Source organism: Microvirga lupini (assembly GCF_014191055.1).
Lineage (GTDB): Bacteria > Pseudomonadota > Alphaproteobacteria > Rhizobiales > Beijerinckiaceae > Microvirga > Microvirga lupini_A.
Genome location: NZ_JACHWB010000008.1, coordinates 1 through 25,775 on the forward strand (window position 1 = coordinate 1; position 25,775 = coordinate 25,775).

At 64.0% G+C, this 25,775-nt stretch carries 23 protein-coding genes; 13 read left to right on the plus strand and 10 right to left on the minus strand.

Annotated elements, in window-relative coordinates:
* Positions 1 to 1,628, minus strand: a 1,628-nt coding sequence (locus tag FHR70_RS20665) for a DNA translocase FtsK (RefSeq protein ID WP_183453779.1), incomplete at its 3' end; no start/stop codon positions are given.
* A 179-nt stretch (positions 1,629 to 1,807) separates the two neighbouring features.
* Here FHR70_RS20665 and FHR70_RS20670 point away from each other — a divergent pair.
* Genes FHR70_RS20670 through FHR70_RS20680 form a run of 3 tightly spaced genes read left to right on the plus strand, consistent with a single transcriptional unit; the run spans position 1,808 to position 3,777 of the window.
* Entirely contained in the window at positions 1,808 to 2,188 is a 381-nt protein-coding gene (locus tag FHR70_RS20670) for a DUF2946 family protein (RefSeq protein WP_183453781.1), read from the plus strand.
* A gap of 40 nt (positions 2,189 to 2,228) precedes the next feature.
* Positions 2,229 to 3,167, plus strand: a complete 939-nt coding sequence (locus FHR70_RS20675; RefSeq protein ID WP_183453783.1) for a DUF1775 domain-containing protein — start codon at positions 2,229 to 2,231, stop codon at positions 3,165 to 3,167.
* Positions 3,168 to 3,177: 10 nt separating this feature from the next.
* Positions 3,178 to 3,777, plus strand: a complete 600-nt coding sequence (locus FHR70_RS20680; protein ID WP_183453785.1) for an SCO family protein — start codon at positions 3,178 to 3,180, stop codon at positions 3,775 to 3,777.
* Between the two features lie 278 nt (positions 3,778 to 4,055).
* On the opposite strand, the gene FHR70_RS20685 is transcribed toward FHR70_RS20680, so the two are convergent.
* The 3 genes from FHR70_RS20685 to tesB form a co-directional block, all read right to left on the minus strand.
* On the minus strand, positions 4,056 to 5,402 hold the full coding sequence (locus tag FHR70_RS20685) for an ammonium transporter (RefSeq protein WP_183453787.1): 1,347 nt from the start codon (positions 5,400 to 5,402) through the stop codon (positions 4,056 to 4,058).
* A 35-nt stretch (positions 5,403 to 5,437) separates the two neighbouring features.
* Complete coding sequence (locus FHR70_RS20690) at positions 5,438 to 5,776, minus strand: P-II family nitrogen regulator (protein ID WP_183453789.1); 339 nt, start codon at positions 5,774 to 5,776, stop codon at positions 5,438 to 5,440.
* A 205-nt stretch (positions 5,777 to 5,981) separates the two neighbouring features.
* Complete coding sequence (gene tesB, locus FHR70_RS20695; protein WP_183453790.1) at positions 5,982 to 6,842, minus strand: acyl-CoA thioesterase II; 861 nt, start codon at positions 6,840 to 6,842, stop codon at positions 5,982 to 5,984.
* Between the two features lie 148 nt (positions 6,843 to 6,990).
* On the opposite strand from tesB, the gene FHR70_RS20700 reads away from it, so the two are divergent.
* Positions 6,991 to 8,256, plus strand: coding sequence for a ubiquinone biosynthesis hydroxylase (locus FHR70_RS20700; protein ID WP_183453792.1), 1,266 nt, complete (start codon positions 6,991 to 6,993; stop codon positions 8,254 to 8,256).
* Here the strand turns inward: FHR70_RS20700 and FHR70_RS20705 are convergent.
* Positions 8,253 to 8,684, minus strand: coding sequence for a MerR family transcriptional regulator (locus tag FHR70_RS20705; RefSeq protein ID WP_183453794.1), 432 nt, complete (start codon positions 8,682 to 8,684; stop codon positions 8,253 to 8,255). The genes FHR70_RS20700 and FHR70_RS20705 overlap by 4 nt on opposite strands.
* Before the next feature lie 69 nt (positions 8,685 to 8,753).
* Between FHR70_RS20705 and FHR70_RS20710 the strand changes: the two genes are divergently transcribed.
* Positions 8,754 to 9,494 carry a cation efflux transmembrane domain-containing protein gene (locus FHR70_RS20710; RefSeq protein ID WP_183453796.1) on the plus strand — a complete coding sequence of 247 codons (741 nt, stop codon included), beginning with the start codon at positions 8,754 to 8,756 and terminating at the stop codon, positions 9,492 to 9,494.
* 214 nt (positions 9,495 to 9,708) lie between these two features.
* On the plus strand, positions 9,709 to 11,631 hold the full coding sequence (locus FHR70_RS24420; protein WP_343058858.1) for a cadherin domain-containing protein: 1,923 nt from the start codon (positions 9,709 to 9,711) through the stop codon (positions 11,629 to 11,631).
* Between the two features lie 99 nt (positions 11,632 to 11,730).
* Here the strand turns inward: FHR70_RS24420 and ppa are convergent, their stop codons facing one another.
* Together ppa and FHR70_RS20740 are read right to left on the minus strand one after the other, a co-directional pair.
* Positions 11,731 to 12,264, minus strand: a complete 534-nt coding sequence (gene ppa, locus FHR70_RS20735; RefSeq protein ID WP_183453798.1) for an inorganic diphosphatase — start codon at positions 12,262 to 12,264, stop codon at positions 11,731 to 11,733.
* A gap of 248 nt (positions 12,265 to 12,512) precedes the next feature.
* The gene (locus tag FHR70_RS20740; protein WP_183453800.1) at positions 12,513 to 13,019 is read right to left on the minus strand and encodes a GNAT family N-acetyltransferase; all 507 of its coding nucleotides are present in this window, start codon (positions 13,017 to 13,019) and stop codon (positions 12,513 to 12,515) included.
* Positions 13,020 to 13,527: 508 nt separating this feature from the next.
* Here FHR70_RS20740 and FHR70_RS20745 point away from each other — a divergent pair.
* Together FHR70_RS20745 and FHR70_RS20750 are read left to right on the plus strand one after the other, a co-directional pair.
* Positions 13,528 to 15,312, plus strand: coding sequence for a cadherin domain-containing protein (locus FHR70_RS20745; RefSeq protein ID WP_183453802.1), 1,785 nt, complete (start codon positions 13,528 to 13,530; stop codon positions 15,310 to 15,312).
* A gap of 451 nt (positions 15,313 to 15,763) precedes the next feature.
* Positions 15,764 to 18,103 (plus strand): calcium-binding protein, encoded by a 2,340-nt coding sequence (locus FHR70_RS20750; RefSeq protein ID WP_183453804.1) that lies wholly within the window; start codon positions 15,764 to 15,766, stop codon positions 18,101 to 18,103.
* Positions 18,104 to 18,198: 95 nt separating this feature from the next.
* On the opposite strand, the gene acnA is transcribed toward FHR70_RS20750, so the two are convergent.
* On the minus strand, positions 18,199 to 20,904 hold the full coding sequence (acnA, locus tag FHR70_RS20755; protein ID WP_183453806.1) for an aconitate hydratase AcnA: 2,706 nt from the start codon (positions 20,902 to 20,904) through the stop codon (positions 18,199 to 18,201).
* A gap of 219 nt (positions 20,905 to 21,123) precedes the next feature.
* Here acnA and ccmA point away from each other — a divergent pair, with 219 nt between their 5' ends.
* From ccmA to FHR70_RS20770, 3 genes are read left to right on the plus strand one after another with little or no spacing between them, the layout of a single operon-like run.
* Positions 21,124 to 21,780 (plus strand): heme ABC exporter ATP-binding protein CcmA, encoded by a 657-nt coding sequence (gene ccmA / locus FHR70_RS20760; protein WP_183453808.1) that lies wholly within the window; start codon positions 21,124 to 21,126, stop codon positions 21,778 to 21,780.
* Positions 21,780 to 22,448, plus strand: coding sequence for a heme exporter protein CcmB (ccmB, locus tag FHR70_RS20765; protein ID WP_183453810.1), 669 nt, complete (start codon positions 21,780 to 21,782; stop codon positions 22,446 to 22,448). The genes ccmA and ccmB overlap by 1 nt, the downstream gene beginning before the upstream one ends.
* A gap of 8 nt (positions 22,449 to 22,456) precedes the next feature.
* Positions 22,457 to 22,954, plus strand: coding sequence for a GNAT family N-acetyltransferase (locus FHR70_RS20770; RefSeq protein WP_183453812.1), 498 nt, complete (start codon positions 22,457 to 22,459; stop codon positions 22,952 to 22,954).
* Here the strand turns inward: FHR70_RS20770 and FHR70_RS20775 are convergent.
* Positions 22,951 to 23,649: an ArsR/SmtB family transcription factor gene (locus FHR70_RS20775; RefSeq protein WP_183453814.1), complete on the minus strand. Its 699-nt coding sequence runs from the start codon at positions 23,647 to 23,649 to the stop codon at positions 22,951 to 22,953. The two genes, FHR70_RS20770 and FHR70_RS20775, sit on opposite strands and share 4 nt — an antisense overlap.
* 76 nt (positions 23,650 to 23,725) lie before the next feature.
* Between FHR70_RS20775 and FHR70_RS20780 the strand changes: the two genes are divergently transcribed.
* Both FHR70_RS20780 and FHR70_RS20785 read left to right on the plus strand, forming a co-directional pair.
* Complete coding sequence (locus FHR70_RS20780) at positions 23,726 to 24,055, plus strand: NIPSNAP family protein (RefSeq protein WP_183453816.1); 330 nt, start codon at positions 23,726 to 23,728, stop codon at positions 24,053 to 24,055.
* Positions 24,052 to 24,417: an antibiotic biosynthesis monooxygenase family protein gene (locus FHR70_RS20785; protein WP_183453818.1), complete on the plus strand. Its 366-nt coding sequence runs from the start codon at positions 24,052 to 24,054 to the stop codon at positions 24,415 to 24,417. The genes FHR70_RS20780 and FHR70_RS20785 overlap by 4 nt, the downstream gene beginning before the upstream one ends.
* Here the strand turns inward: FHR70_RS20785 and FHR70_RS20790 are convergent.
* A complete protein-coding gene (locus FHR70_RS20790) occupies positions 24,401 to 25,387 on the minus strand; it encodes a M23 family metallopeptidase (protein WP_183453820.1) in 987 nt (328 codons plus the stop codon). The genes FHR70_RS20785 and FHR70_RS20790 overlap by 17 nt on opposite strands.
* Positions 25,388 to 25,775: the final 388 nt, after the last annotated feature.

Below are 25,775 nucleotides of genomic sequence, written 5' to 3' on the forward strand. Positions count from 1 at the left end.
TTGGGGTCGACCATGATCAGCCGGCACTCGGCCGGGGTGAGGCGGTAGACCAGCGACAGGATCATGGTGTTGATCGCCACCGACTTGCCTGAGCCTGTGGTGCCGGCCACCAGCAGGTGCGGCATGCGGGCGAGGTCGGCGATCACCGGCTCGCCCCCGATGGTCTTGCCGAGGCAGAGCGCGAGCTTCTGCTTCGAGGTCTCGAAGTCCTGGGAGGCGAGGAGCTCGCGCAGGTACACGGTCTCGCGCTTGTGGTTGGGCAGCTCGATGCCGATGGCGTTGCGGCCCTGCACCACCGCCACGCGGGCCGAGACCGCGCTCATCGAGCGGGCGATGTCGTCCGCCAAAGAGATCACCCGCGACGACTTCGTCCCAGGCGCAGGCTCAAGCTCATAGAGGGTTACGACAGGGCCGGGATTGACCTTGGTGATGGCGCCGCGAACGCCGAAATCCTCGAGCGTGCCTTCGAGCAGGGCAGCGTTCTGCTCCAGGGCCTCGGCCGAGATCGTCGGACCGGCCGGACGCTTGGGCTCGGCGAGCAGGCCGAGCTGCGGGAGCTGGTAGTTCTCCTCATCCAGCAGCGAGGGCTGGGCCTCACGGGCCATGCGCTTGCCGGGCTTCGGCGCCGTATGCGCCGGCGCGACCCGGGTCGGGGCCGGCTCGGGCCGGGCGGCCGGACGGGCCGGCGGAACATCGTCCTCGTCCCAGGGAGCCTCGTCGTCATCGTGCATCGGAACGGCCGCGGGGGCCGGCCGCGGGCGTGGCGGAGCGCCGTCGAGGACGGGCTCGCGGCGAATCCCGGGCTGACGGGCGGAGCGCTTCACGGGTGCTGGCGTATCCTCATACTCCTCGTCGGGGGCGGCATGGCGGCCTTCCCGCCAACGACGGGCGGCAGCGCGCAGGCTCATGGCTCCGTGGGCCAGGGCCCCGAGGGACACGATGCCCCAGCCCGGCTCGTCGTGGCCGATCTCCTCCGCTTCGTCCCAGTCCTGGATCTTGCGGCGGCGCACCGGCACGGGATCCTCGATCTCCTCCGGCTCCTCGCGGTGCTTCTCGTCCGCAGATCCCAGGCCGCAGGCGGCCGAAAGGGTCAGGATGGCGACGCCCGCAAACAGGAAGCCCAGCACCGCGCTGGCCGGGCCGTTGGACAGCCCGGTGATGGCCTTGGCGCCGGCCAGGATCGCATCGCCGACCACGCCACCGAGACCCGTAGGCAGGGGCCAGCTCTGGGTCGGGGGCAGGGCGCTCGCCAGCGCCGTGGCGGCACCCGCGCCAATGACCCAGAGAGCGAGGCGCAGCTGCAGGCGGCCGAGCTCGCCCGATTTCATGAGCCGCCAGCCCCACAGCGCCAGGGGGAGCACCGCCGCGATGGCGCCCAATCCCAAAAGCTGCATGAACAGATCGGCCACGATGGCGCCGGGCCAGCCGATGAGGTTGCGCACGGGCAGATCGGTGGCGTTGTTCAGGCTCGGATCGTCCACCGACCAGGTGGCGAGCGCCACGGCGACCGCGCCCGCGAAGGCGATCAGGCACAGGCCCGTCAGCTCCTGGGCCCGGCGGGCCAGGAAGGCTCTCAACGAGCTGAAGAGGCCATCATAGGCGGAAGAAGAACGGCGGGCCGCGCGCATCAAACCACTCTAAAAAACCAACAGGACGAGACAGTATTGCCTGGATGCTAGCGCGGGCGGGTTAAGGGTCCTTTAACCGTAAGTGCATCGGGTGGGGAAAAGTGACCCCGGCAGTCCCGCAGCGTCAGTGGCCTTTTGCGCGGTTGACGCGCGCCGAGCAAAGGACCAGTGTCCCGGCCATGAGACGCAGGATTTCGGCACAGGGCTGGATGCGCGCCGTCATCGCGGCGGTGATGGCCTATGCCTTCGTCCTGCAGGCCCTGCTCATCTCCGCGAGCGGCGCCGTTCATGCGGCAGCAGCGGGCGACCCGCTCGGAATCATCTGTCTCCAGGACGGCTCCTCGGCGCCTGACCACTCCCCTGGCAAGGCCCATCAAAATCTCTGCTGCACGTTAAGCTGCCACGGCTCCGGGCCGGCAGGTCCGGTTCCGCTGGCGGTTCTCCTCGACCGGCTCGCACCCCTCGCCGTCGCAAGCGACCGCCGGGCGGATCCGCCGCAGCTTCGCCTCACCTCCAACGTCCTGCCCCTGGGATCACGCGCGCCGCCGCGCCTCGGCTGACCGCCGCCTTCGATCTCCCATTCTGCAAGGACTTCTATCCATGACTTCGTTTCGCCTCGGCGCGCTTGCTGGCGCGCTCATCGCCGTTTCCTTTCCCGCTCTCGCCCATGTCTCGTTCGAGAACGGCCAGGCGACGCCCAACTCCACCTACAAGGCGACCTTGCGCATCCCGCACGGATGCGGCGGCAAGCCGACCCTGAAGCTGCGCGTGCGGATCCCGGAAGGGATCGTCGCCGTCAAACCCATGCCGAAGGCCGGCTGGAAGCTCGAAACCGCCAAGGGCGCCTATGTACGCGCCTATCAGGTCCACGGCGAAGCGGTGTCCGAGGGCGTCACCGACATCGTCTGGACCGGCTCCCTCGATGACGCCCATTACGACGAGTTCGTGTTCCAGGCCCGCTTCACCGATGCCTACCAGCCGGGCGCCACGGTGTTCTTCCCCGTCGTGCAGGAATGCGACGGCACAACCGAGGAATGGACCCAGGTACCCGCCGAGGGCCAGGATCCGCACAGCCTCACATCGCCCGCACCCGGCGTGAGGATCATCGCGGCCACAGGTGCTGCACCGACCCCGGTCAAGGTTGGGTCGCTGACCCTCGAGCAGCCCTGGTCGCGGGCCACTCCGGGCGGCGCCAAGGTGGGCGGTGGGTATCTTCGCATCACCAACACGGGCACGGCGCCCGACCGTCTGATCGGCGGTTCGTTTGCCCTGGCCTCGAAGGTCGAGGTGCATGAGATGAAGCTCGAAGGCGACGTCATGCGCATGAAGCCGGTGGAGGGCGGGCTCGAGATCAAGCCCGGCGCCACGGTCGAACTGAAGCCGGGTGGGCTCCATCTCATGTTCATGGACCTGAAGGAGCCGCTGAAGGAGGGTCAGGTTCTCAAGGGAACGCTCACCTTCGAGAAGGCAGGTCCCATCGAGGTGGAATACAATGTGCGCGGCATGGGCGGGGCTGCTCCCGCCGAGCACAAGCACTGAGGAGGGAGCGATGAATCCGAGACGTCTTCTCATCCCGCTCCTCGTCTTCACGACGGGGCTACTGGTGCTCGTCGTCACGGCGGGCCTGCTTCTCTTCCCATCGGGGCCGCAGCAGAGCGCCGGCAAGGTGCCGATCGGCGGGCCGTTCAAGCTCACGAGCCATGAGGGCAAGCCGTTCACGGAAGCAGACCTGAAAGGAAAACCCTTCGTGGTGTTCTTCGGCTTCACCCATTGCCCTGAGGTCTGCCCGACGACGCTCTACGACCTGACCCAGGACATGGCGGCGCTCGGCAAGGACGGCGAAAACCTGCAGGCCGCCTTCATCACGGTCGATCCCGAGCGTGACACGCCGGAGCTGATGAAGACCTATCTGTCGTCCTTCGATCCGCGCATCGTCGGCCTCACCGGCACGGAGGAGGAGATCGCCGCGGCGGCGCGCACCTACAAGATCTATTACCGCAAGGTGCCGACCGACGGCGGCTATACCATGGACCATTCGGCGACGCTGTTCCTGATGGACAGCAAGGGCGAGTTCTACGGCACGTCCAACTTCCAGGAGCCGGAAGAGACGCGGCGCTCGAAGCTGCGGCAGTTGATCAAGAACGGGTGACGTCGTCTCATTAACACCCTCTCGTCATCCCCGGGCTTGTCCCGGGGATCCACGTCTTAACCCCGTGCAAAGACGTGGATGGCCGCAACAAGTGCGGCCATGACGGACAGGGTGTCATCCCCGGCGCACGAAGTGCGGGAAGGGGATCCATAGCGCAGAATGTGCAGGTGGATCCCCTTCCCCTCCGCTGACGCTCCGGCCGGGAATGACACTGAATGAGAAAAGCCCCGGCCGTATGACCGGGGCTTTTCCGTTTTGTGCCTCTGGAAGGCCGTTCTTCAGTAGTTGTAGGCGCGCTCGCCATGGTCGGCGAGATCGAGGCCTTCGCGCTCCTCGTCCGGCGTGACGCGCAGGCCCACGATGACGTCGGTGATCTTGAAGAGCACCACCGATCCGATGCCCGTCCAGACCAGGGTCACCACAACGGCGATGATCTGCGTCACCACCTGGCCGCCGATCGCGTACTCGCCGACGCCGTAACCGCCGAGCGACGGAGCGGCCACGATGCCGGTACCGATGGCCCCGATGATGCCGCCGACGCCGTGGATGCCGAACACGTCGAGCGCATCGTCATAGCCGAGCGCATTCTTCACGCCCGTCACCGCGAAGTAGCAGACCGCGCCGGCAACGAGGCCGAGCACGATGGAGCCCATCGGGCCGGCAAGGCCCGCAGCCGGCGTGATGGCAACAAGCCCTGCGACCGCGCCAGACGCGATGCCGAGCAGCGAGGCCTTGCCCTTGGCGAGCGCCTCCACGGTCATCCAGGCGAGGCCGGCGGCGGCCGGCGCCACGATGGTGTTGAGGAGCGCAAGAGCAGCGCCGCCCGTGGCCTCAAGATTGGAGCCCGCGTTGAAGCCGAACCAGCCGACCCACAGCAGGCAGGCGCCAACGAAGGTGAGCGTCAGCGAGTGCGGGGCGAGCAGGTCGCGGCCATAGCCGATGCGCTTGCCGATGAGCAGGGCGCCGACGAGGCCGGCCACGCCCGAGTTGATGTGAACCACCGTGCCGCCCGCGAAGTCGAGAGCCCCGAGACCGAAGAGATAGCCTTCCGAGAACCACACCATGTGGGCGATGGGCAGGTACACGAAGGTCAGCCACAGGCCGGTGAACAGCATCACGGCCGAGAACTTGATGCGCTCGGCGAAGGCGCCGACGATCAGCGCCGGCGTGATGGCAGCGAAGGTGAGCTGGAAGGCGATGAAGGTGAATTCCGGAATCGCCACGCCCTTGGTGAAGGTATCGGCGGTGGAATCCGTGGTCACGCCGGTGAGGAACGCCTTCGAGAAGCCGCCGATGATCGAGCCGAGCACGCCTTCACCGCCGGACGTGAAGGCCAGGGAGTAGCCATAAGTGACCCACAGGATTCCCACGAGGGAGAACACCGCGAAGATCTGCATGAGCACGGAGAGCATGTTCTTGGTGCGCACGAGGCCGCCATAGAACAGGGCCAGGCCTGGGATCGTCATGAGGATCACCAGAATGGTCGAGACGAGCATCCAGGCGGTGTCGCCCTTGTTGACCGTGGGAGCGGCCGCGGCAGCGTCCTGTGCCAAGGCCGGGTTGAGGGCCAGGAGACTTAAACCCAGCGCACCGAGCGCGGGCAGGAGGAGGGGACGGAAGGTCATCGGATCGAACCTCGGAAAATTCAGCAAAAAGAGGATTAAAGGGCGTCGCCATCGGTCTCGCCGGTGCGGATGCGGACCGCCTTTTCGAGCGAGGTGACGAAGATCTTGCCATCGCCGATCTGGCCCGTGCGTGCGGCCGCCGTGATCGCGTCGATCACCGGGTTGACCAGCTCGCTCGGCACGGCGACCTCGATCTTCAGCTTCGGCAGGAAGCTCACGGCATATTCGGCCCCGCGATAGATCTCGGTATGGCCCTTCTGCCGCCCGTATCCCTTCACCTCGGTCACGGTGAGGCCGTGCACGCCCAGGGTGGTGAGCGCGTCGCGCACTTCCTCGAGCTTGAACGGCTTGATGACCGCCATCACAATTTTCATGGGTTAGGCCCCCTTTGAACGTCTGCCCGAAAGCCCGGGCAGCGGTTTCCAGTGCGAACCCGACCTCAGGGACGGGTGTCGGGGGGCATTACGCAAGAAGCGTGCCAAGCCTTGCAGGACATGGCGAGACGCCGCTGCCTCTTTTCGAGGCACCGGAGAATTGGCTGGAAAATGGCTCTAGTGATGAATTTTTGGGCAGACGTCGTCAGCGCCGCCGCTCGCGGATGAGGCCTTCCTGGGCGACCGAGGCGATCAGGGTGCCGTCCTGACGGAAGATGAGGCCGCGCGACAGGCCGCGGGCGCCGCCGGCATTGGGCGTGTCCTGCGCGTAGAGCAGCCATTCGTCGGCCCGGAACGGCCGGTGGAACCACATGGCGTGGTCGAGGCTCGCCGGCTGGATCTCGGGCTCGAACACCGTCCGCCCATGGGGGATCAGGGAGGTGTCAAGGAGCGTCATGTCGGACGCGTAGGCCAGCACGCTCTGATGGATCGCCGGATCGTCCGGCAGGCGGCCGGTGGTCTTGATCCAGACGTGGAAGCGCGGTTCGCCCGGATCGCGGGACATGTAGCGGTTGAGCTCCACGGGGCGGATCTCCAGCGGACGCTCGCGCTCGTAATAGGTGCGCATGGGCTCCGGCATCTTGAGGATCAGTCCGCCCTTCACCTCCTCCTCGCTGGGGAGTTCGTCCGGCCCCGGCACCTTCGGCATCTCGGCCTGATGGGCGAAGCCATCCTCCTCCAGATGGAAGGACGACGACATGGAGAAGATCGCCTGACCGTGCTGGATCGCCAGCACCCGGCGGGTGGTGAAGCTTTTGCCGTCGCGGATGCGGTCGACCTCGTAGATGATCGGAACCTTGGGATCGCCCGGCAGCATGAAGTAGCAGTGGAGCGAATGGGGGTGGCGCCCCTCCACCGTGCGGGTAGCGGCCACCAGCGCCTGTCCGATGACCTGACCGCCGAAGACCCGCTGCCAGCCGCTTTTGGGGCTCTGGCCGCGAAACAGGTTCACCTCGAGCTGTTCGAGGTCGAGGATGGAGAGCAGGTCGGTGACGGCGCGGGACATGAGCCTCAAAAATCCTGTGATCGCGAAAGGTCATCCATCGGGGAGCGGCTTCGTCACGTCAAGCTTGACGCTGGTCAATGATTGGCTGACACCCACCTATAACGTCCAAGTCGGAACGTTTCTTCGACGAATGCACGGGAGAGGCTTGATGAGCGCAGCAACAGGTGTGGAGCGACCGCGCATCGTCATCGCCGGCGGCGGGCTCGCCGGATTGTCCCTGGCGCTGGCGCTCAAGACAGCGCTCGGTGGCGGGCTCGACGTTACCATGTGCGACCCGGCGCTGAAGCGCGATCCGCACGGCGACAAGCGCTCCTATGCGATTGCCGCGGCCGCGCGCCGGATGCTCACAGCCCTGAGCATATGGGATCAGGTGGCGGAGCGGGCGCAGCCCATCCTCGACATGGTGATCACCGACAGCCGCCTGCAGGATCCGGTGCGGCCAACCTTCCTGACCTTCGCGGGCGAGGTCGACGGCAACGAGCCCTTCGCTCACATGGTGACGGCCGGCGACCTGACGGCCGTTCTGCTCGAAGCCTGCCGTGCAGCCGACGTGGATTTGCGGCCCGAGGGCGTGAAGGGCTTTGCCGTTCAGGGCAGCCGCACGGACGTGACACTCACCGGCGGCGAGGTGCTGCCCGCCGCCCTGCTGGTGGCGGCCGATGGCGGGCGCTCGCGTCTGCGCGAGCAGGCGGGAATCGGCTGGATCTCCTGGCCGTACAAACAATCCGGCATCGTCGCCACCATCGCGCACGAGCGCGATCACGAGGGCAGGGCGGTCGAGCATTTCCTGCCCTCCGGTCCCTTCGCGATCCTGCCGCTGAAGCCCGAGGCGCAGGCCGACGGCAGCCTGAAACATCGCTCCTCCATCGTCTGGACCGAGCGGGCCGAGAACGTGCCGGCCCTGCTGGAATCGCACCCGGAAGATCTCCTCGTCGAACTGGAGCGGCGCTTCGGGCTGCAGCTCGGCAAGCTCGCCTTCGAGACGAAGCCGCAGGCCTTTCCGCTCTCCTTCGGCGTGGCGCGCTCTTTCGTGGCCGAGCGCCTCGCGCTGCTCGGCGACGCCGCCCATGTGATCCACCCGATTGCCGGCCAGGGGCTCAATCTCGGCCTGCACGACGCGGCGGCGCTCGCCGAGATCATCACCGATGCCATGCGGCTCGGCCTGGACCCGGGCGCGGCCGACGTGCTCGACGGCTATGAGCGTGCGCGGCGCACCGACATCACCGCCATGGGGGTGGTGACGGACGGGCTCAACCGGCTCTTTTCCAACGACGTGCTGCCCGTGCGCCTCGTGCGCGACCTCGGCCTCGGCCTCGTGGACCGCATGCCGGGCCTGAAGCGCTTCTTCATCCGCGAGGCGGCGGGACTGACCCGGCAGGAAGCCCCGCGGCTGCTCAGGGGCGAGGTTCTCTAACTCACCTTGCCATGCTCATGCCGGCACTGATCGTGATCGGCCAGCACCTGGATGATCCGGCATTCCCGCATGGGCCCGTGCCGGCACTCCTCCAGCATGTGCCGCAGCTCGGAACGCAGGAGCGTCAGCTGCGCGATGCGGCGCTCGACGCTCTCCAAATGCCGCAGCACGATCTGGTCCGCCGGATGGCAGGACTCGTCGGGCTGCGTGCTCAGACTCAGGAGCTCACGGATCGCCTCCACGTCGAAACCGAGATCCCGTGCATGACGGATGAAGCTGAGGCGGGACACGTCATCCGGGCCGTAGCGGCGCTGGCGCCCTTCCGTACGCGGCGGGGCATGCAGAAGCCCGATCTGCTCGTAATAGCGGATGGTCGGCACCTTCACGGCGACTCGGCGCGACAAATCCCCAATCGATAGATCCGTCATTTTTTCCTCTTGAACCTCTAGTCGCTAGAGATTGTAGAGATCACATCCGATGACGAAAAGGAGATTCGGATGAGTGAGGCCTGCGATCACCAGCACGGGGCATGCTGTACGTCCCACGACCACTCTGCGCATGAGGCCCATTTGGCGAAGGGGCATGCTCGTGCCGAGGAGGCCTGCGGCTGCCATGGCGGCGTGCCGGTCTTCGACGGGGTCGATCCGCGCTACAAGCGGGTGCTCTGGACGGTGATCCTCATCAATGCCGCGATGTTCGTGATCGAAATCGTGGCAGGGCACCTAGCCCGCTCGCAGGCCCTGCAGGCCGATGCCCTCGACTTTCTCGGCGATACGGTGACCTACGGCCTGAGCCTCGCGGTGATCGGTGCATCTCTACGCACCCGCGCCACCGCGGCCCTGTTCAAGGGCGTGAGCCTGTCGCTCATGGGCGCCTGGGTGCTGGGTTCGACCCTCTACCATGTGCTGGTCCTCGGTCTGCCGCGGGCCGAGATCATGGGGGTGATCGGTATTCTCGCGCTGGCCGCGAACGTCGCCAGCGTGCTCCTGCTGATGCGCTACAAGGACGGCGACGCCAATGTGCGCTCGGTCTGGCTCTGCTCGCGCAACGACGCCATCGGCAACATCGTCGTGACCCTTGCGGCCGGCGCCGTCTGGATGACGGGAAGCGCCTGGCCGGACCTGATCGTGGCAAGCCTCATGGCGGGGCTGTTCCTCTCCTCGTCCGCGCAGATCCTGCGACAGGCCTGGGCGGAATACCGGAGTGTCGAGAATGCGGCCTCTGTTCCGGCGGCGTGACAATACAGGAATTCGGCGCTGAAAATTCTAGCAACCTTTGCGTTCGCTCTCTTGGCCTCAAGGTCGCATCGGACTATTTCCTAGAGTTACGTAATAATATATATTTGAGGAGAAAGCCGTTCAAAGAACCGGATCACCTATGCCTAACATCATATACGACTCAGCCAACCATCTTCCGCCCACAAGCGGAACAAATGCCAGGCTCGAGTTGACTGTGGCGGGTCACCTATTCATCGACCTTGCCGTCACCAGCGACACCCTATCAGCCATCCGGGCGACCGCGACGCAAAGAATCTTCATCGGCAAAGACGGGAGTGCCATCGGCCAGCTTTACGGGATCGAACTCCTCGGAACTGCAAATGCGATCTACAACGAAGGCAAGATCGAATCGAAAACCAGCACCGCGATCAAGTTCTCGGGCGGCGGAGCGAATTCCGTCGTCAATTCCGGAATGATCATGGCCGTCGGCATGGCGATCCAGGGGAACAGCGGCAGCGATCGCATCACCAACACCGGCACGCTGCAAACGACCTCCGGGGCAGCGGGCGCCGTTCTCCTGGATCTCATGGGTGGAAACGATTTCTACGAGGGCATTGGGGGAAGCGCCATCGGCGGCATGATCAAGCTCGGGAGCGGAAACGATACCGCTTTCGGCGGGCTGGGAGACGAGACGTTCTCGGGTGGTGAGGGCACTGACTATATCGATGGTGGCGCCGGAAATGACATGGTGGATTATTCCGAAGCCACAGGCGAGGTGACCGTCAATCTCAGCCGGACGACATCACAATCGATTGGCAGCGGACAAGGCAGCGACACTCTCATCAACATCGAGAACGTGACCGGAAGCGCTCACGGCGACGACATCATCGGCAGCACGGGCAACAACGTTCTCTATGGCGGCGAGGGCGATGACATTCTTGAGGGCGGGCTCGGCAGCGACACGCTCGATGGAGGGACAGGAAACAACACGGCCCGGTATAGCGGCGCTGCCGCGGCCAAGGTCGATCTCAGAATTCAGGTTGCCCAAAGCACCAGCGGCTACGGCTCCGATACCCTGATCGGGATCGCGAATCTGATCGGCGGTACCGGTGCCGACCACTTCATCGGAAATGATTCAAACAACAAACTGGAAGGCAAGGCCGGCAACGACACGCTCGAAGGCGGCAAGGGCAACGATGCTCTCGATGGCGGCAGCGGGCAGAACACAGCCGTCTTTTCGGGTGTGCGCTCCAGCTACACGATCACGCACAACCAGGACGGCACCGTCACCATCGAAGATGGTCAAGCAGGAAGAGACGGTAAGGATACGCTCAAGGATGTGCGGTTCGTGCAATTTTCGGATCAGACCATCGCTCTCGTCAACAGCAATCCGGCCAGTGTCTCCCTGTCGAGCACGAGCATGTCCGAGAGCACGGCGGTGGGATCCTCGGTGGCGGATATCTACGGCAACGATCCGGACAGCGACAAGCTGACCTATCGCATCACGTCGAATCCGGATGGGCCGTTCGGCCTGGACAGCACCGGCAAGGAACTCGTCCTGGTCCGGTCTCTCGATTATGAGAAAGCCACTCAGCACGCGATCACCATCACGGCCTATGACGGCTATGGCGGCGAGTTCGCCAAAAACTTCACCATCAATGTCCGCAATGTCGTTGAGACGACCCCGTCGATCCGCACTGGCACGGCGCGGGCGGATTATCTGACGGGGGAATCAGGAAACGACCGGCTGTTCGGCCTGGGCGGCAACGATCAACTCTCAGGCCAGATCGGCAACGACACGCTCAGCGGAGGCACAGGCAACGACATTCTGACCGGCGGCTCCGGCAAGGACGTCTTCGTGTTCGATCAGAGGCTCAGTGCAAAATCGAACCGCGACTATGTCCAAGACTTCGTCCCGAAGGACGACACGATCCATTTGGCGAAGAAAGTGTTCTCGAAGCTCTCCAAGGGGACCTTGTCGAGCAAGGCCTTCGTGGTCGGTGATACCTTCAAGGATAAAGACGATCGGATTCTCTATCACAAAAAGGGCGGCGCCCTCTTCTATGACCCGGATGGATCCGGCTCCGCGAAGGCGATCCAGTTCGCCAGCATCTCGAAGAACCTGAGTATCACTCACAAGGACTTCTTCATCGTCTGATGTCGTGGGGCTGAAGCAGAAGAAAACCCGGCTCAGACATTGAGCCGGGCTTGATCTGAGAGGTCGACGAAAAACCGATCTCTTTCACTCAAAAGTGGATCACTTCCCGGCCTTCGCCCGTTCGACTGCCTCGACGATCAGGCGCCGGGCTTCTTCGGCGTCGCCCCAGCGGATGATCTTGGCCCACTTGCCGGGTTCGAGATCCTTGTAGTGCTCGAAGAAGTGCTCGATCTGCTTGATGGTGATCTCGGGAAGATCCGTGTAGTTCGCCACCCGGTCGTAGCGCTGGGTGAGCTTGCTCGACGGCACCGCGATGATCTTCTCGTCCTGGCCGCCGTCGTCCTCCATCACGAGAACGCCCACGGGGCGAACATTCATGACGGCGCCGGGGATGATCGCCCGGGTGTTGGCGATGAGCACGTCGCAAGGGTCGCCGTCACCCGACAGGGTATGGGGGATGAAGCCGTAGTTTCCGGGATACCGCATGGCGGTATAGAGGAAGCGGTCCACCACGAGGGCTCCGGATTCCTTGTCCATCTCGTACTTGATGGGCTCGCCGCCGATCGGCACTTCGATCACGACGTTCACGTCGTCCGGCGGGTTCTTTCCAATCTTGATCGCGTCAAGGCGCATAGAGCTGTTCTCCGGAACAAGGCTTGAGCATCCTCGCAGGCCGGGCGCCCCTGAGTGAAGGGGACACCGTGACGCCGGTGAAAATGCGGCAGAAGCTGGATTTGGGAGCGGCTTGAGCCCGATCGTCGGACGGCCACTCCGGAAGCTTGGACGCTTCACTAGCCGGAGCAGGCCCCGGCAACAAGGACCGGAGGTTGAATTTTTTGAGGTTTTGGCAGGAACGGGGCCCCGCCCGAGGCAAGCCGGCGTCAGCGGAAGAGATAGGCCACCTTGGCAAGCCGCGTTCCGCCGATGCGCTCCTCGACGCGGGCGACCGACTGCCCGCCCATGCCCTCATAGAAGGCACAGGCGCGGGTGTTGTCCTCGAGCGCCCAGACGACAATCCTGTCGAGTTCCTGGTGCCGGAGGTCGTTGCGCACCGCCTTGAACAGGCGCCGCCCGAAGCCGATGCCCTGGTATTCCGGCAGCAGGTAGAGCTCGTCGATCTCGCCGTTCGCCGGCAGGGACCGGTCGCGGCAGCGTCCGTAGGAGGCATAGCCCACGGCACCCTGGCCGAGATCCAGCACCACGAGCGGCCGCCCCCGGGACACCGTGGAGCGCCACCAGCGCTCGCTGCGCCGGGAGAACATTTTTTCCAGGGTCACACCCGGGATGATGCCGGAATACGCCTCCCGCCAGGCCGCGTCGAACACCTTCGACAGGGAAGCCGCATCGTCGGGCTTCGCATGACGGATATTGACGAGAAGGTCGCTCATGGCTGTGGCAAGCTGGTCAAGAGAGGCAATGGAAGCAGTTTCCGGGTGAATGGGTTAATGGGGCCTTAACAGCCCGGAAGTCGGCTCAGGAAAGCGTAGCATTTTCAAGGCCGGTCGGGGCGGGCCAAAGTGACGCAAGTCCTTATTCGGACATCGGGAGGGACAGCATCGACTACGGCGCGGATTGATGAGCGATCAAGCCGCATTGCGGGTTTCCCTTATTAAGGACGAGCCCCAACCCGTGGTAGGCCCTTGCGGTCAGCTCTTAAGATTTGGGCATTGCTGACAGGGGTAAAGGGGCATGGATACGCGTGGCATCGGGCAGGAAACTCGTCCGGTCGAAAACATTCGGCCGACTCGATGGCCGCATCGTCAGTGATCGCAATCGACGATCGCTGCCTCTCCTGAAGACGTCCTCGAACTCAGCATCCTCTGCCGCTCCCGGCCTCTCCGGTGAAGCCTGGAATGGCCCTGTGCCCATTCAACTCAACCAAGAACAGTAAGTCACATGGCAAACGTCGTCGTCACCACACCAAATGGATTCAACCCGTACTACTTCAACAACATCGTCCCTGAGACCCTCGTGTTGATCGACACGGAAACGGTGACGGTCCATGTGGACCTGGAATCCGGGTATACGATCCGCTTCGTCGGAACCGATCTGGTCATCGACATGGACATGCTCAACCCGTTCATCTCCGGGACAGTGACGGCGGTCTACATCGAGCACCTGGAGAACGACGAGAACGGAGTGACGACCGTCGAGGACGTCGCCATCACGGGCATCAGCGTTGACCTAGCCGATCTCGGCGGGCTCCTGGTCGCCGATCCATCGAGTGTCGAATACGGCTACAGCATCATGCGCTTCCTGATGTCCGGGAACGACAGCTACCTGGGCAGCAACGGGCAGGACGTCATCCTCACGGGTCTCGGCAATGACACGGTCGAGGCCGGCGGTGGCATAGATCTCATCTTCGTGGGGCCGGGTGCCGCGACCATCGATGGCGGCGATGGAGAGGACACCCTCAATCTGAACAACATCTTCAGCGGCAATCCCACAGCCGCCGCTGGTGTGAACATTGATCTCGCCGCCCTCAAAGGGACGAACAGTGACGGGTCGGCTCTCGTCATCTCGGGCATCGAGCATGTGAACGGCGGTGTCGGCAACGATACCATCACGGGTAATGCCCTCGACAACATTCTCGGCGGCAATGCTGGCGACGATTTCATCAAAGGCGGCGACGGCGACGACATCCTGCTGGGCGACGAGGGCAACGACACGCTCGACGGCGGAGCCGGCGATGACCTTTTCTACATCGGCGAGACGAGCCAAACGGCGTTCTACACCGGCAACAAGGTCCTGATCGGTGGCGCCGGCCGTGACCAAGCGATCCTGAATGGTGAGCTCTCCGAGTACACGTATCGTTTCGACGATGCCGGGCAGCTCGTCTTCACCCATAAGGCGTCGGGCGCCACTTACGCGCTGAGCGGGATCGAGACCATCTTTGACGGAATCGTCGAGCGTTCCGTTGACGATTTCCGCCCGGTTGTCACTCCGTCCAACACCGCTCCGACCTCCTTGACCCTCACCAGCGGCTGGGTCTGGGAGAACACGAACGGGAACAAGCCCGTCGGTGTGCTGGGTGCGAAGGATGTCGATGGCGACAAGCTGACCTACAGCCTCGTGGACGACGCGCGCGGCCGCTTCAAGATCGACGGAAACAAGCTGGTCGTCGCTGAAGGCGCCAATCTCGACTACGAGCAGGCCAAATCGCACATCGTGATCGTTCAGGTCTCCGACGGCCGTGGCGGTGCCTCCACGCAGACCTTCACGATCAGCGTTCGCGACGTCGCCAAGGAGAATGTGACGGGCGGCACGGGTGCCGACATCGTCAAAGGCGGTTCCGGCAGCGACAAGATCGGCGGCGGTCTCGGCAAGGATGTGTTGACGGGCGGCAAGGGCAAGGACGCATTCGTGTTCAACACGAAGGCATCCAAGACCAACGTCGACAAGATCACGGATTTCAACGTGAAGGACGATTCGATCTATCTCGACAATGCCATGTTCTCGAAGCTCGGGAAGAAGGGCAGCCTGTCTTCTCCGGCCAAGCTGAATAAGGATTTCTTCGTCACCGGATCGAAGGCCAAGGACAAGAACGACTATCTCGTCTACGACAGCAAGAAGGGCGTTCTGTCCTACGATGCCGACGGCTCGGGTAAAGGCAAGGCGGTGGAGATCGCCACGCTGTCCAACAAAGCCAAACTGACCGACGCGGACTTCTTCGTGATCTAAAACAAGAAGGGGCGCTTCATCGCTGAAGCGCCCCTTCTTGTTCAGCGCCCGCGCCTCGTCCGAAGCGCGGGCGCTTGCTTTTCCGCTTACACCGCGAGCCGGCCCAGGACGTGTGCAGGGTGCCGCCGTTGAGGAAGTATTCAATCTCCTCACGCGGCCAGTTTCCTTTAGGAAGTTTTGGAAAGGGGAAGAGTGCAACGGCGCTCTATCGCAAATTCCAAAAGACTCGCTTCATTGAAAACTAGAAAAATCGAGCATCATCTTATATGTTACATAGAAACATATAAGATGATTGCCTTCAACAGAAGCTTAGCCTTGTGCGGAAACGCACGTCATATCGTTAGGTCACCATCTATTCCTACCTCCGGCCGCAGGCACTGACTCTACGTCACACACCTTGTGAATCCACGCCTGCCGCTTTGCGTGACGTTTCATCACTGGAGGAAGAAGAATGACATTAGCGATCTGGGGCAGCGAGAAGTACGCGCGCCTGGGTGAAGATGGCGGCGCGTCGGTCTACCGACCGGCCCTGGCCACACTGCCGAACGGCGGCTACGTGATCGGCTGGCGCGAAGGCAATGCACTGAAGATCAAGGTCTTCGATGGCGCGGGGGATACGACCGGCACGGTCTATTATGTCGACCAGGCTGGCGCTGCATGGTCGCAGAACTACCTCGACATTCAACCGGTCGGCGACGACGGAAGTTTCGCCATCACATGGAACGTCACGGCGACGCATCCCAACTACGATCTCAAGACGCGGGTGTTCACGCCGGATGCCAACGGCAACCTGACGGGTGGAACCGTTCACACGATCGGGGCTGCCTTCTCGACCAGCAGCGTCTCGAACGCGTCGATGGCATCGCACGACAACGGTTACGTCGCCACCTACATGCAGGGGACGAACGTCGTTTTCGCCGTGCTGGATGAGAGCGGCGCAAAGGTTGCAAGCATCGACAGCATCGACAGCGGGTCTAATCTCAGATCCCCGGAAACCACGCGGATCGGGCAGGACAAGTATGTTGTCTCCTACGTGGAAGGCGACAACGTCATCTACCAGATCATCGACACGTCCCAGGCCCAGCCGACGGCTGTCGGAGTGCCCACGATAGCCGGACCTGGCACGGTCGCCGAGGTGGTCGGCATGAAGAATGCAGACGGAAGCCTCAATGGGCAATTCGCCATTGTCCGGCATATCGTCAACAGCAAATTCCTCTATGCCACCTTCTACGATGAGAATGGCGCGGCTCTTCCCGGGACGCAGCCGGTCCAGGTCACGGACGGTGCCTGGAACGAGAACGACTTCATGAGCATGACGTCGCTCAGCGGTGGCCGTGTTGCCGTCGCCTATACCGGTCAGGGCCCCAACCGGTATGATTGGATCGTCCTGAAGGTCGTCAGCCCGAACGGTGATGTTCAGACCCTCAACGTGAGTGGCAAGGGCGGGCAGGGCGAGCCGCGGCTGATGGAGATGGCCGATGGCCGGCTTGCGGTCAGCTGGGTCGACTCCACCGTGGGGCAAAGCGACGTGAAGACGATCATTGTTGATCCGCGCAATGCAGCCGTCACTGTGAATGGCACCGCGGGCAAGGATGTCTATGCCGGCACCGATTACAACGGCAATGTCCTCAATGGCGCAGCCGGTGACGACAAGCTCATCGGCGGCAGTGGCACCGACCGGATGAACGGCGGCGCCAACACGGACACGGTGTCCTACGAGAAGTCGAACGCCGCCGTGACGGTGAACCTCGCGACCCAGACCGGAGCCGGGGGACATGCGGCGGGCGATATCTACGACAGCATCGAGAATGCCATGGGCTCCGCCTACGGCGACGCCCTCTACGGCAATGCCGGCAACAACGCTCTCTGGGGCCTGGGCGGCAACGATGTCCTCTCCGGCGGCCTTGGCGCCGATACGCTCAATGGCGGTGCGGGCGACGACGTCTACTACCTGACCGATGCGGCCGACACCGTCATCGAGCAGGCCGGCGGCGGCACCGACACCATCGTGGCGAGCGTCAACCTGTCCTTGAGCGCCTACGCTCACGTCGAGAACATCGTCATGACAGGAACGGCCGGCCTCCAGCTGGTCGGGAGCGATTCGGCCAATGCGATCAATGGAAATGCCGGCAACAACACGCTCTATGGCGAGGGCGGCAACGACGTGATCGATGGCGGTGCCGGGGCCGATGCCATGTATGGCGGCAGCGGCAATGACACGTTCTACGTCGATCATGCGGGCGACAAGGTCATCGAGGCGAAAGGCGGCGGAACGGATGCAGTTTACACCTCCGTCAGCTTCGCTCTGGCGGCCGGCAACGAGGTGGAAATTCTCACCGCCACCGGTCGGTCGAACATCTCGCTGACCGGAAGCAGCACGGCCAACATCCTCACTGGCAATTCAGGCGCCAACAAGCTCTATGGCGGCCTGGGCAACGATCAGCTCAGGGGCGGCTCGGGCAAGGACGTGTTCGTGTTCGACACCAAGCCGAACAAGAGCACGAACGTGGACAAGGTGCTCGACTTCAAATCGAAGGACGACAGCTTCTACCTCGACAACAAATATTTCACCAAGCTGGGCTCCGGTACGGCCTCGAAGCCGAAGAAGTTCAACAGCGACATGTTCGTGGAGGGCAAGAAGGCGCAGGATCGGGAGGATCGGATCGTCTACGACAAGAAGACCGGATCGCTCTATTACGATGCCGACGGTACGGGAAAGAGCGCTCAGGTGAAGATCGCCACCATCGTCAACAAGGAGAAGCTCTTCTACCACGATTTCTTCGTGATCTGACGCGAAACGGAACAGGGCGCTCCATCGCTGGAGCGCCCTGTCGGTCTTTGACGCCCGCTCTCACATGAGAGCGGGCGTTTCATTCTGATTACGCTTTACGCCGCGAGCTGGCGCAGGACGTAGTGCAGGATGCCGCCGTTACGGAAGTACTCGACCTCTTCGAGCGTATCGATGCGGCACAGCACGGGAACGCGCTTCACCGAGCCGTCGGCGGAGGTGACCTCCATCTCCATGCGCATGCGCGGCTTCAGGTCGCCGGCGAGGCCCTTGATGGTGATGGTCTCGTCACCCTTCAGCTCCAGAGTCTCCCACGAAGTGCCCTGCTCGAACACGAAGGGGGCCACGCCCATGCCGACGAGGTTCGAGCGGTGGATGCGCTCGAAGCTCTCGGCGATCACGGCGCGTACGCCGAGGAGGTTCGTGCCCTTGGCCGCCCAGTCACGGGACGAGCCGGTGCCGTATTCCTTACCGGCGAGGATGACGAGCGGAACGCCCTCGTCTTTGTAGCGCATGGCGGCGTCGTAGATGAACATCCGCTCGCCCGACGGGTGATGGATCGTGTAGCCGCCCTCGACCACGTGGCCACTCTCGTCCTTCACCATCTGGTTCTTGATGCGGATATTGGCGAAGGTGCCGCGCATCATGACTTCGTGGTTGCCGCGACGGGTGCCGTACTGGTTGAAGTCGGCCACGCGCACCTGATGCGACTGCAGGTATTCACCGGCCGGCGAGGCGGCGCGGATGTTGCCTGCGGGCGAGATGTGGTCGGTGGTGATCGAGTCCTGGAACAGGCCGAGGATCCTGGCGTTCAGGATGTCCGTGACCGGCTTCGGGTCCTTGGTCATGCCTTCGAAGTAAGGCGGGTTCTGCACATAGGTCGAACCCATGTCCCACTCGTAGGTGAGGCCCGGCTCGAAGGTGACCTTCTTCCAGTTGGCATCGCCCGAGAACACGTCGGCGTAGCGGGTCTTGAACAGCTCGCTGGTGATCGTGCGGTCGATGAACTCCTGCACCTCGGCCGAGGAGGGCCAGATGTCCTTCAGGTAGACCGGCTTGCCGTCCGAGCCCGTGCCGAGCGGATCCTTGGCGAGGTCCACCAGCATGGAGCCGGCGAGCGCATAAGCCACCACCAGCGGAGGCGAGGCGAGGTAGTTCGCACGCACGTCCGGGTTCACGCGGCCTTCGAAGTTGCGGTTGCCCGAGAGCACCGACACGGCCACGAGGTCGTTGTCGTTGATCGCCTTGGAGATGTTCTCCGGCAGCGGACCCGAGTTGCCGATGCAGGTGGTGCAGCCGAAGCCCACGAGGTTGAAGCCGAGCGCATCGAGGTCGCCCTGGAGGCCGGCCTTCTTGAAGTATTCCTCGACGATCTGCGATCCGGGTGCCAGCGAGGTCTTCACCCACGGCTTGGACTTCAGGCCCTTGGCGACGGCGTTGCGGGCGAGAAGGCCGGCGCCGATCATCACGCTCGGGTTCGAGGTATTGGTGCAGGAGGTGATCGCCGCGATTACCACGTCGCCGTGGCCGAGATCGTAATTGGCGTTTTCCACCTTCACGCGCTTGCCGATCTCCTGCGCTTTACGGAACTCCTTCTCCATGGCGCCGAGGAATTCGGGCTTGGCGGTGTCCAGCGTCACGCGATCCTGCGGGCGCTTGGGGCCGGCGAGCGAGGGAACCACGTCGCCGAGATCGAGCTCGAGGGTGTCGGTGAAGACCGGGTCCGGGGTCTCAGGTGTAAGCCACATGCCCTGCGCCTTGGCATAGGCCTCGACGAGGGCCACGCGCTCGTCGGTGCGGCTGGTGGTGCGCAGGTAATCGATGGTCTTCACGTCGATGGGGAAGAACCCGCAGGTGGCGCCGTATTCGGGAGCCATGTTGCCGATGGTGGAGCGGTCGGCCACCGACATGTCGGTGAGGCCAGGGCCGTAGAATTCCACGAACTTGCCGACCACGCCCTTCTTGCGCAGCATCTGGGTGACGGTGAGCACGAGGTCGGTGGCGGTCACGCCTTCCTTCAGCTTGCCGGTGAGCTTGAAGCCGATCACCTCGGGGATGAGCATGGAGACCGGCTGGCCGAGCATGGCGGCCTCCGCCTCGATGCCGCCCACGCCCCAGCCGAGAACGGCCAGTCCGTTGACCATGGTGGTGTGCGAATCGGTGCCGACCAGTGTGTCCGGATAGGCGGTTTCTTCACCCGTCGCCGTGTCCTTGCGGGTCCACACGGTCTGGGACAGGAATTCCAGGTTCACCTGATGGCAGATGCCGGTGCCCGGGGGCACGACAGAGAAGTTCTCGAAGGCGGTCTGGCCCCACTTGAGGAAGCGGTAGCGCTCGCCGTTGCGCTGGTATTCCAGCTCGACGTTGCGGTCGAAGGCCTTGGGCGTGCCGAACTCATCCACGATCACCGAGTGGTCGATCACGAGATCGACGGGCACGAGCGGGTTGATCTTGCGCGGGTCGCCGCCGAGGTTCTTCATGGCGTCGCGCATGGCGGCGAGATCCACCACGGCCGGAACGCCGGTGAAGTCCTGCATCAGGACGCGGGCGGGCCGGTAGGCGATTTCCTTCTCGGCCTTGCCCTTGTTGTCGAGCCAGGCGGCCACGGCCTCGATATCGGCCTTGGTGACCGTGCGGCCGTCCTCGTAGCGGAGCAGGTTCTCGAGCAGCACCTTCATGGAGAAGGGCAGCTTCGAGGCGCCTTTCAGGCCGTTCTTCTCGGCCTCGACGAGGGAGTAATAGGTGTAGGACTTGTCACCGACCTTGAGGGTCTGGCGGGCATTGAAGCTGTTGTTGAGCGTCACGGCGAATCCTCGCGTGCATTTGGGTTACGAACATGTGTTCGGCCGAAAGCGCGATAAGCGCGCGCCGCTCCGGGGGTGCCCGGACAGGGGAGAAGCGCGCGAGGCGGATTGGACGCCTTGGCGCGCGGCGCAGCCAGGGGTGCTATAGATCATTTCCAACCATCCCGCTACACGGTTTAGAACGGTTCTGGGGTGCAAAGAGGGCAGGGGTATCGGGGTTTGCGTCTGAGCGTTAACAATTTGGCGTGCGAGCGGGGGGAGCGGCGCATCTTCGAGGGCGTTTCGTTCACGCTCTCAGCCGGCGAGGCCCTGGTGATCACCGGCCGCAACGGGGCGGGCAAGTCCTCGCTCCTCGACATCCTGGCCGGGCGACTTCATTCGGCGGGCGGCGCGATTCTCTTGGATGATGCCGGCGAGCGGGCTTTGCCCGAGTGCCTGCATTATGTGGGCCACCGCGATGCCCTGAAGGCCGCGCTTACGGCGGAGGAGAACCTCACCTTCGCCCGCGACTTCCTCGGAAACCCGGCTCTGAGGCCCCGCGAGGCCCTGGAGGCTGTGGGGCTGGCCCATGCGGCTCGCCTGCCGGTGGCCTATCTCTCGGCCGGCCAGCGCCGCCGGGTGGCGCTCGCCCGCCTGCTGGTGGCGCATCGGCCCCTCTGGCTCCTCGACGAGCCGACTTCGGCCCTCGACACCGCCTCGCAGGAGGCGCTGCGGCTGATTCTCGAACGTCACCGGGAGAGCGGCGGCATGATCGCGGCCTCGACCCATTCGCCGCTGTTCCTCAAGGATGCCAAGGAGATCCGGATCGAGCGCACCCCAAACCTTCCCCCCTCCGTGGGGGAGGGTGCCGAGCATAGCGAGACGGGAGAGGGCTGATGCTGAAATCCTTCAATGCCCTTCTCGTCCGCGACCTGAAGCTCGCCGCCCGCGTGGGCGGATCCGGCGTCATGGGGCTGATTTTCTTCCTGATGATCGTGACGCTGATTCCCTTCGCGCTCGGTCCCGACCTCAATCTGCTCTCGCGCATCGGCCCGGCGATCCTCTGGATCGCGGCCCTGCTCGCCACCCTGATCGGCCTCGACCGGCTGTTCCAGGCCGATCAGGAGGACGGATCGCTCGATCTCCTGCGCCTGTCGCACGCGCCACTGGAGATCGTGGTGCTGGCCAAGGTCATTGCCTATTGGCTCGTCACAGGCCTGCCGCTCGCCCTCGCGGCGCCCTTCCTCGGTTTTCTCGTGGCCCTGTCACCGGAGGCCATGCTCGCCATGGTGGCGACCCTGCTGGTGGGCACGCCCGCGCTCACCTTCATCGGGGCAGTGGGTGCTGCGCTAACCTCTTCCTTGAGGCGCGGCGGCTTGATTCTCGCGATCCTTGTGCTGCCCTTTATGATCCCGACCCTGATCTTCGGGGTCTCGGCCGCCAATGCGGCTCTCGGCGGGACGATTCCCTTCATGACGCCGTTCCTCGTGCTCGTGGCCCTGTCGCTGATCGCAGCGGTCGTCGGCACGGTAGGCGCGGCGGCAGCCCTGAGATCCGGAGAATAACAAATCCCATGGCCGAGCAACTCGTCATCCGCATGAAGCGTCCCCTCACCAAGCCCATCAGCGAGCCTGTCTGGCCGGCAGGGATCCGGCTGGTGCCGTTCGACCCTGATCGGCACGTGGAGAGGGTCCATGCGCTGCTCGTTGCCGCTTATGCGCAGGGGGGCGGCTTCATGGCGCCCTTCGAGGTCTGGTGGCCCTATGTGAAGAACAATCCGGAATACGATCCCGCCCTGTGCTTCATCGCCGAGACCGAGCCTGGAGAGGTCGTGGGCCTTGCGCTATGCTGGACGGACGCCTTCCTCAAGGATCTTGCCGTCGCCTCGGCCGTCCGTGGGCAAGGACTCGGCTCTGCCCTGCTGTGCCATGTCTTCCAGGTCTTTCGCGAGCGAGGAGCTCCCTTCATCGAATTGAAGGTTCATGCGGATAATCCGTCCGGGGCGGTGCGGCTCTACCGGTCCCATGGGTTCGAGGACGTCGAAACCTTCAAGCTCGCCATTCCGGCTTAAGCTGCCTCCGCCTCCTTGCGTGGCGGCATGAACGCCGCCTCGAAACCCTTCACCCCCTCGCAGGTGAAGGTGAGGACGCGCCCGGTCTCGCGACGGACCCAGCCTTTGTCGATCATGCGGGACAGGATCGCGGCCCCCAACGCGCCGCCGAGATGGCTGTGGCGCTCGCTCCAGTCGAGGCAGGCGCGGCAGACCGGACGGCGGCCTTTTTCGAGGGCCGCCAGATCGATGCCGAAACCGGCGAAGAAGGCGCGGCCCTTCTCCGTCAGGGCCAAGTCCTTCTCCCCTTCGATCAGGCACCGCTCCCGGGCTCCTTTCAGCAGCGCGACGCCGCGCTCGCCGGCGAGGTGGTCGTAGCAGATACGGGCGGAGCGGAGCGCCACGTCCTTCGGACCGGTGCGGACCCGCGTCGCGCCCGTGCGCTGGGCAAGGCCCATCAGGGCCTCCAGCACCTGGGCCACGTCGGAGCCTGAGAGCCGGAAATAGCGGTGCCGCCCCTGCTTTTCGGCCGTGAGCAGGTTGGCCGCATCGAGCTTGGCCAAGTGCCCGCTCGCGGTCTGGAGCGTGACGCCGGCCGCTTCGGCGAGTTCGCTCACGGTGAGCGCCCGCCCGTCCATGAGAGCGGTGAGGATGTTGGCGCGGGCCGGATCACCCAGGAGCGCGGCAACGGACGCAATGACGGGACCTTCTTTCATACTTCGATCATAGCCGAAGCATCGGAGGCGATCCATCGGCTAAGACCGAACTGTCTTAGTCAAAGGATGCCTATCGATGATCACCTGCTTCATCCGCTACGAGATCGACCCGTTCAAGGTCGAGGCCTTCAACGAATATGCCCGCATTTGGGGCCAGGCGATTCCCCGCTGCGGCGCCGATCTCATCGGCTATTATGCCCCGCACGAGGGCTCCAGCACATTGGCTTACGGCGTGTACACCATCAAAGACCTGGCCGCGTACGAGGCCTATCGCGAGCGCCTGAGGAACGATCCGCAGGGCCGCGCCAACTACGAGTTCGCCAAGCGGGAGCAGTTCATCCGCCGGGAGGACCGGACCTTCCTGCGCCTCGCCTCGGCGCCCCATGCGGAGTTGATCAAGCCATGATCGCAGTGATCTTCGAAGTCTGGCCGAACGGGGATGATGGGAAGCGGGATTATCTCGGCCTCGCGGCGGCGCTCCGCTCCGACCTCATTGCCATGGACGGCTTCATCTCCGTCGAGCGTTTCCAGAGTCTCACAGACCCGGGCAAGCTCCTGTCCCTGTCGTTCTGGCGCGACGAGGAGGCGGTGCGCGCCTGGCGCAACCTGCCCTCCCATCGCACCACGCAAGGGGCGGGCCGTGATGGCGTGTTTCGCGATTACCGTCTGCGGGTCGCGAGCGTGATCCGCGATTACGGCTTCAACGAGCGCGACGAGGCGCCCGCGGACAGCCGCACGGCGCATGAAGGCATCACGGGCGCAGGCTGATAGCGAAGGCCTGCTCGATGGCAGGCTTGCCGTCCCGCTCCACCCGGTAGACCGCCCGGTAGAGGCCGGGGCGGAAGCCACCCTCCGGCTGCTTCACGCCCGAAAACGCCATCCACTGCGCCTTGGCGCGGTCGAGGGGCGGGGCCTTGTTCTCGGCGAGCGGCTTGCCGTCGGGATCGAACAGGGTCAGCGTCTGCACGTCGCCGCCTTTCAGGCCGATGGCCCGCACATAGGCCACGAGGGCAGGGGATTTCGTGGTGGGCGTCTCCCGCTCGGCCGCTCCCGATTCGATGGCCGCCATGGTCACGGGGCCGGAGGCAAAGCCCTTGTTGAGCACCGTGCCGGCCTGATAGGCGAGCGCCCGCTGAGCGGAAGCCTCCCACAGGGACTTGCCGCCGCCGCAGGATTTGTCCGGCGCGCCATAGGCGAAGGGGTCGACCGGCTTGCCGTCCTTGATCACCGTGAAGTGCAGATGGGGATATTCGGTCAGGCCCGACAATCCGATCCGGCCAATCCTGTCGCCAGCCTTCACCTCGCGGCCGGACCGCACGGCGACGCTGCCCTTCGCCATGTGGCAATAGGCGGTGCGCCACCCCTGGCCGTGATCGATCACCACGGCATTGCCGCAGCCGATCTGGCTGATCTTGTCGCGTGTCTCCTCCGTGACGAAAGCGTCGGGCACGCCTTCGCGGGTGCTCGCGACTTTGCCATCGGCCGCGGCCACCACATCCACGCCAGCCTGCTGCGCCAGCATGTTCGGGATCCGGATGTCGGTGCCGTCATGGTCCTCATAGGTGAAGGTGCCGCATTGGTAGTCGCTCGCGGCCGGGGAGGGATCACGGTCCAGGTAGTTCTGGATGAAGCAGGTGCGCCCGATCTCGCAGGCGACCGGCAGGCGCAGGCTGATGTCCTGCGCCGAGACCGGGAGCGCGAGAGTGAGGCTGAACAAGCTTAAAAAGCCAAGGCGCATGATCGCTCCGTAACAGAGATGCACGAACTATAGGCTCCTTCGGATGGCGATTGAAAGGCGGAGAGGTCTCAGCCCCAGTGTCATTCCCGGCCGGAGCGTCAGCGGAGGGGAAGGGGATCCACCTGCACACTCTGCGCTATGGATCCCCTTCCCGACCTGCGACCGCCGGAGATGACACCCACTGCGTCCTGGCCGGACTTGTTCCGGCCATCCACGTCTTCGGAACCTCGGCGGCGACAAGACGTGGATCCCCGGGACAAGCCCGAGGATGACGTGAGAGGGTTATTGGTTTGCTGAAATGCTAAAGCCAAGATCCTACGCACATTTCCGGAATGCCCACCCGCTTTCAAAGCTTCTAGAAGCTCTCAATCTGGCGAAAACGTTATGC

Coding starts and splice junctions, on each gene's coding strand:
- FHR70_RS20770 (WP_183453812.1), top strand. CDS start 22,457: ATGGCCGAGCAACTCGTCATCCGCATGAAGCGTCCCCTCACCAAGCCC.
- FHR70_RS20780 (WP_183453816.1), top strand. CDS start 23,726: ATGATCACCTGCTTCATCCGCTACGAGATCGACCCGTTCAAGGTCGAG.
- FHR70_RS20710 (WP_183453796.1), top strand. CDS start 8,754: ATGAGTGAGGCCTGCGATCACCAGCACGGGGCATGCTGTACGTCCCAC.
- FHR70_RS20685 (WP_183453787.1), bottom strand. CDS start 5,402: ATGACCTTCCGTCCCCTCCTCCTGCCCGCGCTCGGTGCGCTGGGTTTA.
- FHR70_RS20700 (WP_183453792.1), top strand. CDS start 6,991: ATGAGCGCAGCAACAGGTGTGGAGCGACCGCGCATCGTCATCGCCGGC.
- ccmB (WP_183453810.1), top strand. CDS start 21,780: ATGCTGAAATCCTTCAATGCCCTTCTCGTCCGCGACCTGAAGCTCGCC.
- FHR70_RS20750 (WP_183453804.1), top strand. CDS start 15,764: ATGACATTAGCGATCTGGGGCAGCGAGAAGTACGCGCGCCTGGGTGAA.
- tesB (WP_183453790.1), bottom strand. CDS start 6,842: ATGTCCCGCGCCGTCACCGACCTGCTCTCCATCCTCGACCTCGAACAG.
- FHR70_RS20670 (WP_183453781.1), top strand. CDS start 1,808: ATGAGACGCAGGATTTCGGCACAGGGCTGGATGCGCGCCGTCATCGCG.
- FHR70_RS20790 (WP_183453820.1), bottom strand. CDS start 25,387: ATGCGCCTTGGCTTTTTAAGCTTGTTCAGCCTCACTCTCGCGCTCCCG.
- FHR70_RS20680 (WP_183453785.1), top strand. CDS start 3,178: ATGAATCCGAGACGTCTTCTCATCCCGCTCCTCGTCTTCACGACGGGG.
- FHR70_RS20740 (WP_183453800.1), bottom strand. CDS start 13,019: ATGAGCGACCTTCTCGTCAATATCCGTCATGCGAAGCCCGACGATGCG.
- FHR70_RS20775 (WP_183453814.1), bottom strand. CDS start 23,649: ATGAAAGAAGGTCCCGTCATTGCGTCCGTTGCCGCGCTCCTGGGTGAT.
- FHR70_RS20785 (WP_183453818.1), top strand. CDS start 24,052: ATGATCGCAGTGATCTTCGAAGTCTGGCCGAACGGGGATGATGGGAAG.
- FHR70_RS20705 (WP_183453794.1), bottom strand. CDS start 8,684: ATGACGGATCTATCGATTGGGGATTTGTCGCGCCGAGTCGCCGTGAAG.
- ppa (WP_183453798.1), bottom strand. CDS start 12,264: ATGCGCCTTGACGCGATCAAGATTGGAAAGAACCCGCCGGACGACGTG.
- FHR70_RS20675 (WP_183453783.1), top strand. CDS start 2,229: ATGACTTCGTTTCGCCTCGGCGCGCTTGCTGGCGCGCTCATCGCCGTT.
- FHR70_RS20690 (WP_183453789.1), bottom strand. CDS start 5,776: ATGAAAATTGTGATGGCGGTCATCAAGCCGTTCAAGCTCGAGGAAGTG.
- FHR70_RS20745 (WP_183453802.1), top strand. CDS start 13,528: ATGGCAAACGTCGTCGTCACCACACCAAATGGATTCAACCCGTACTAC.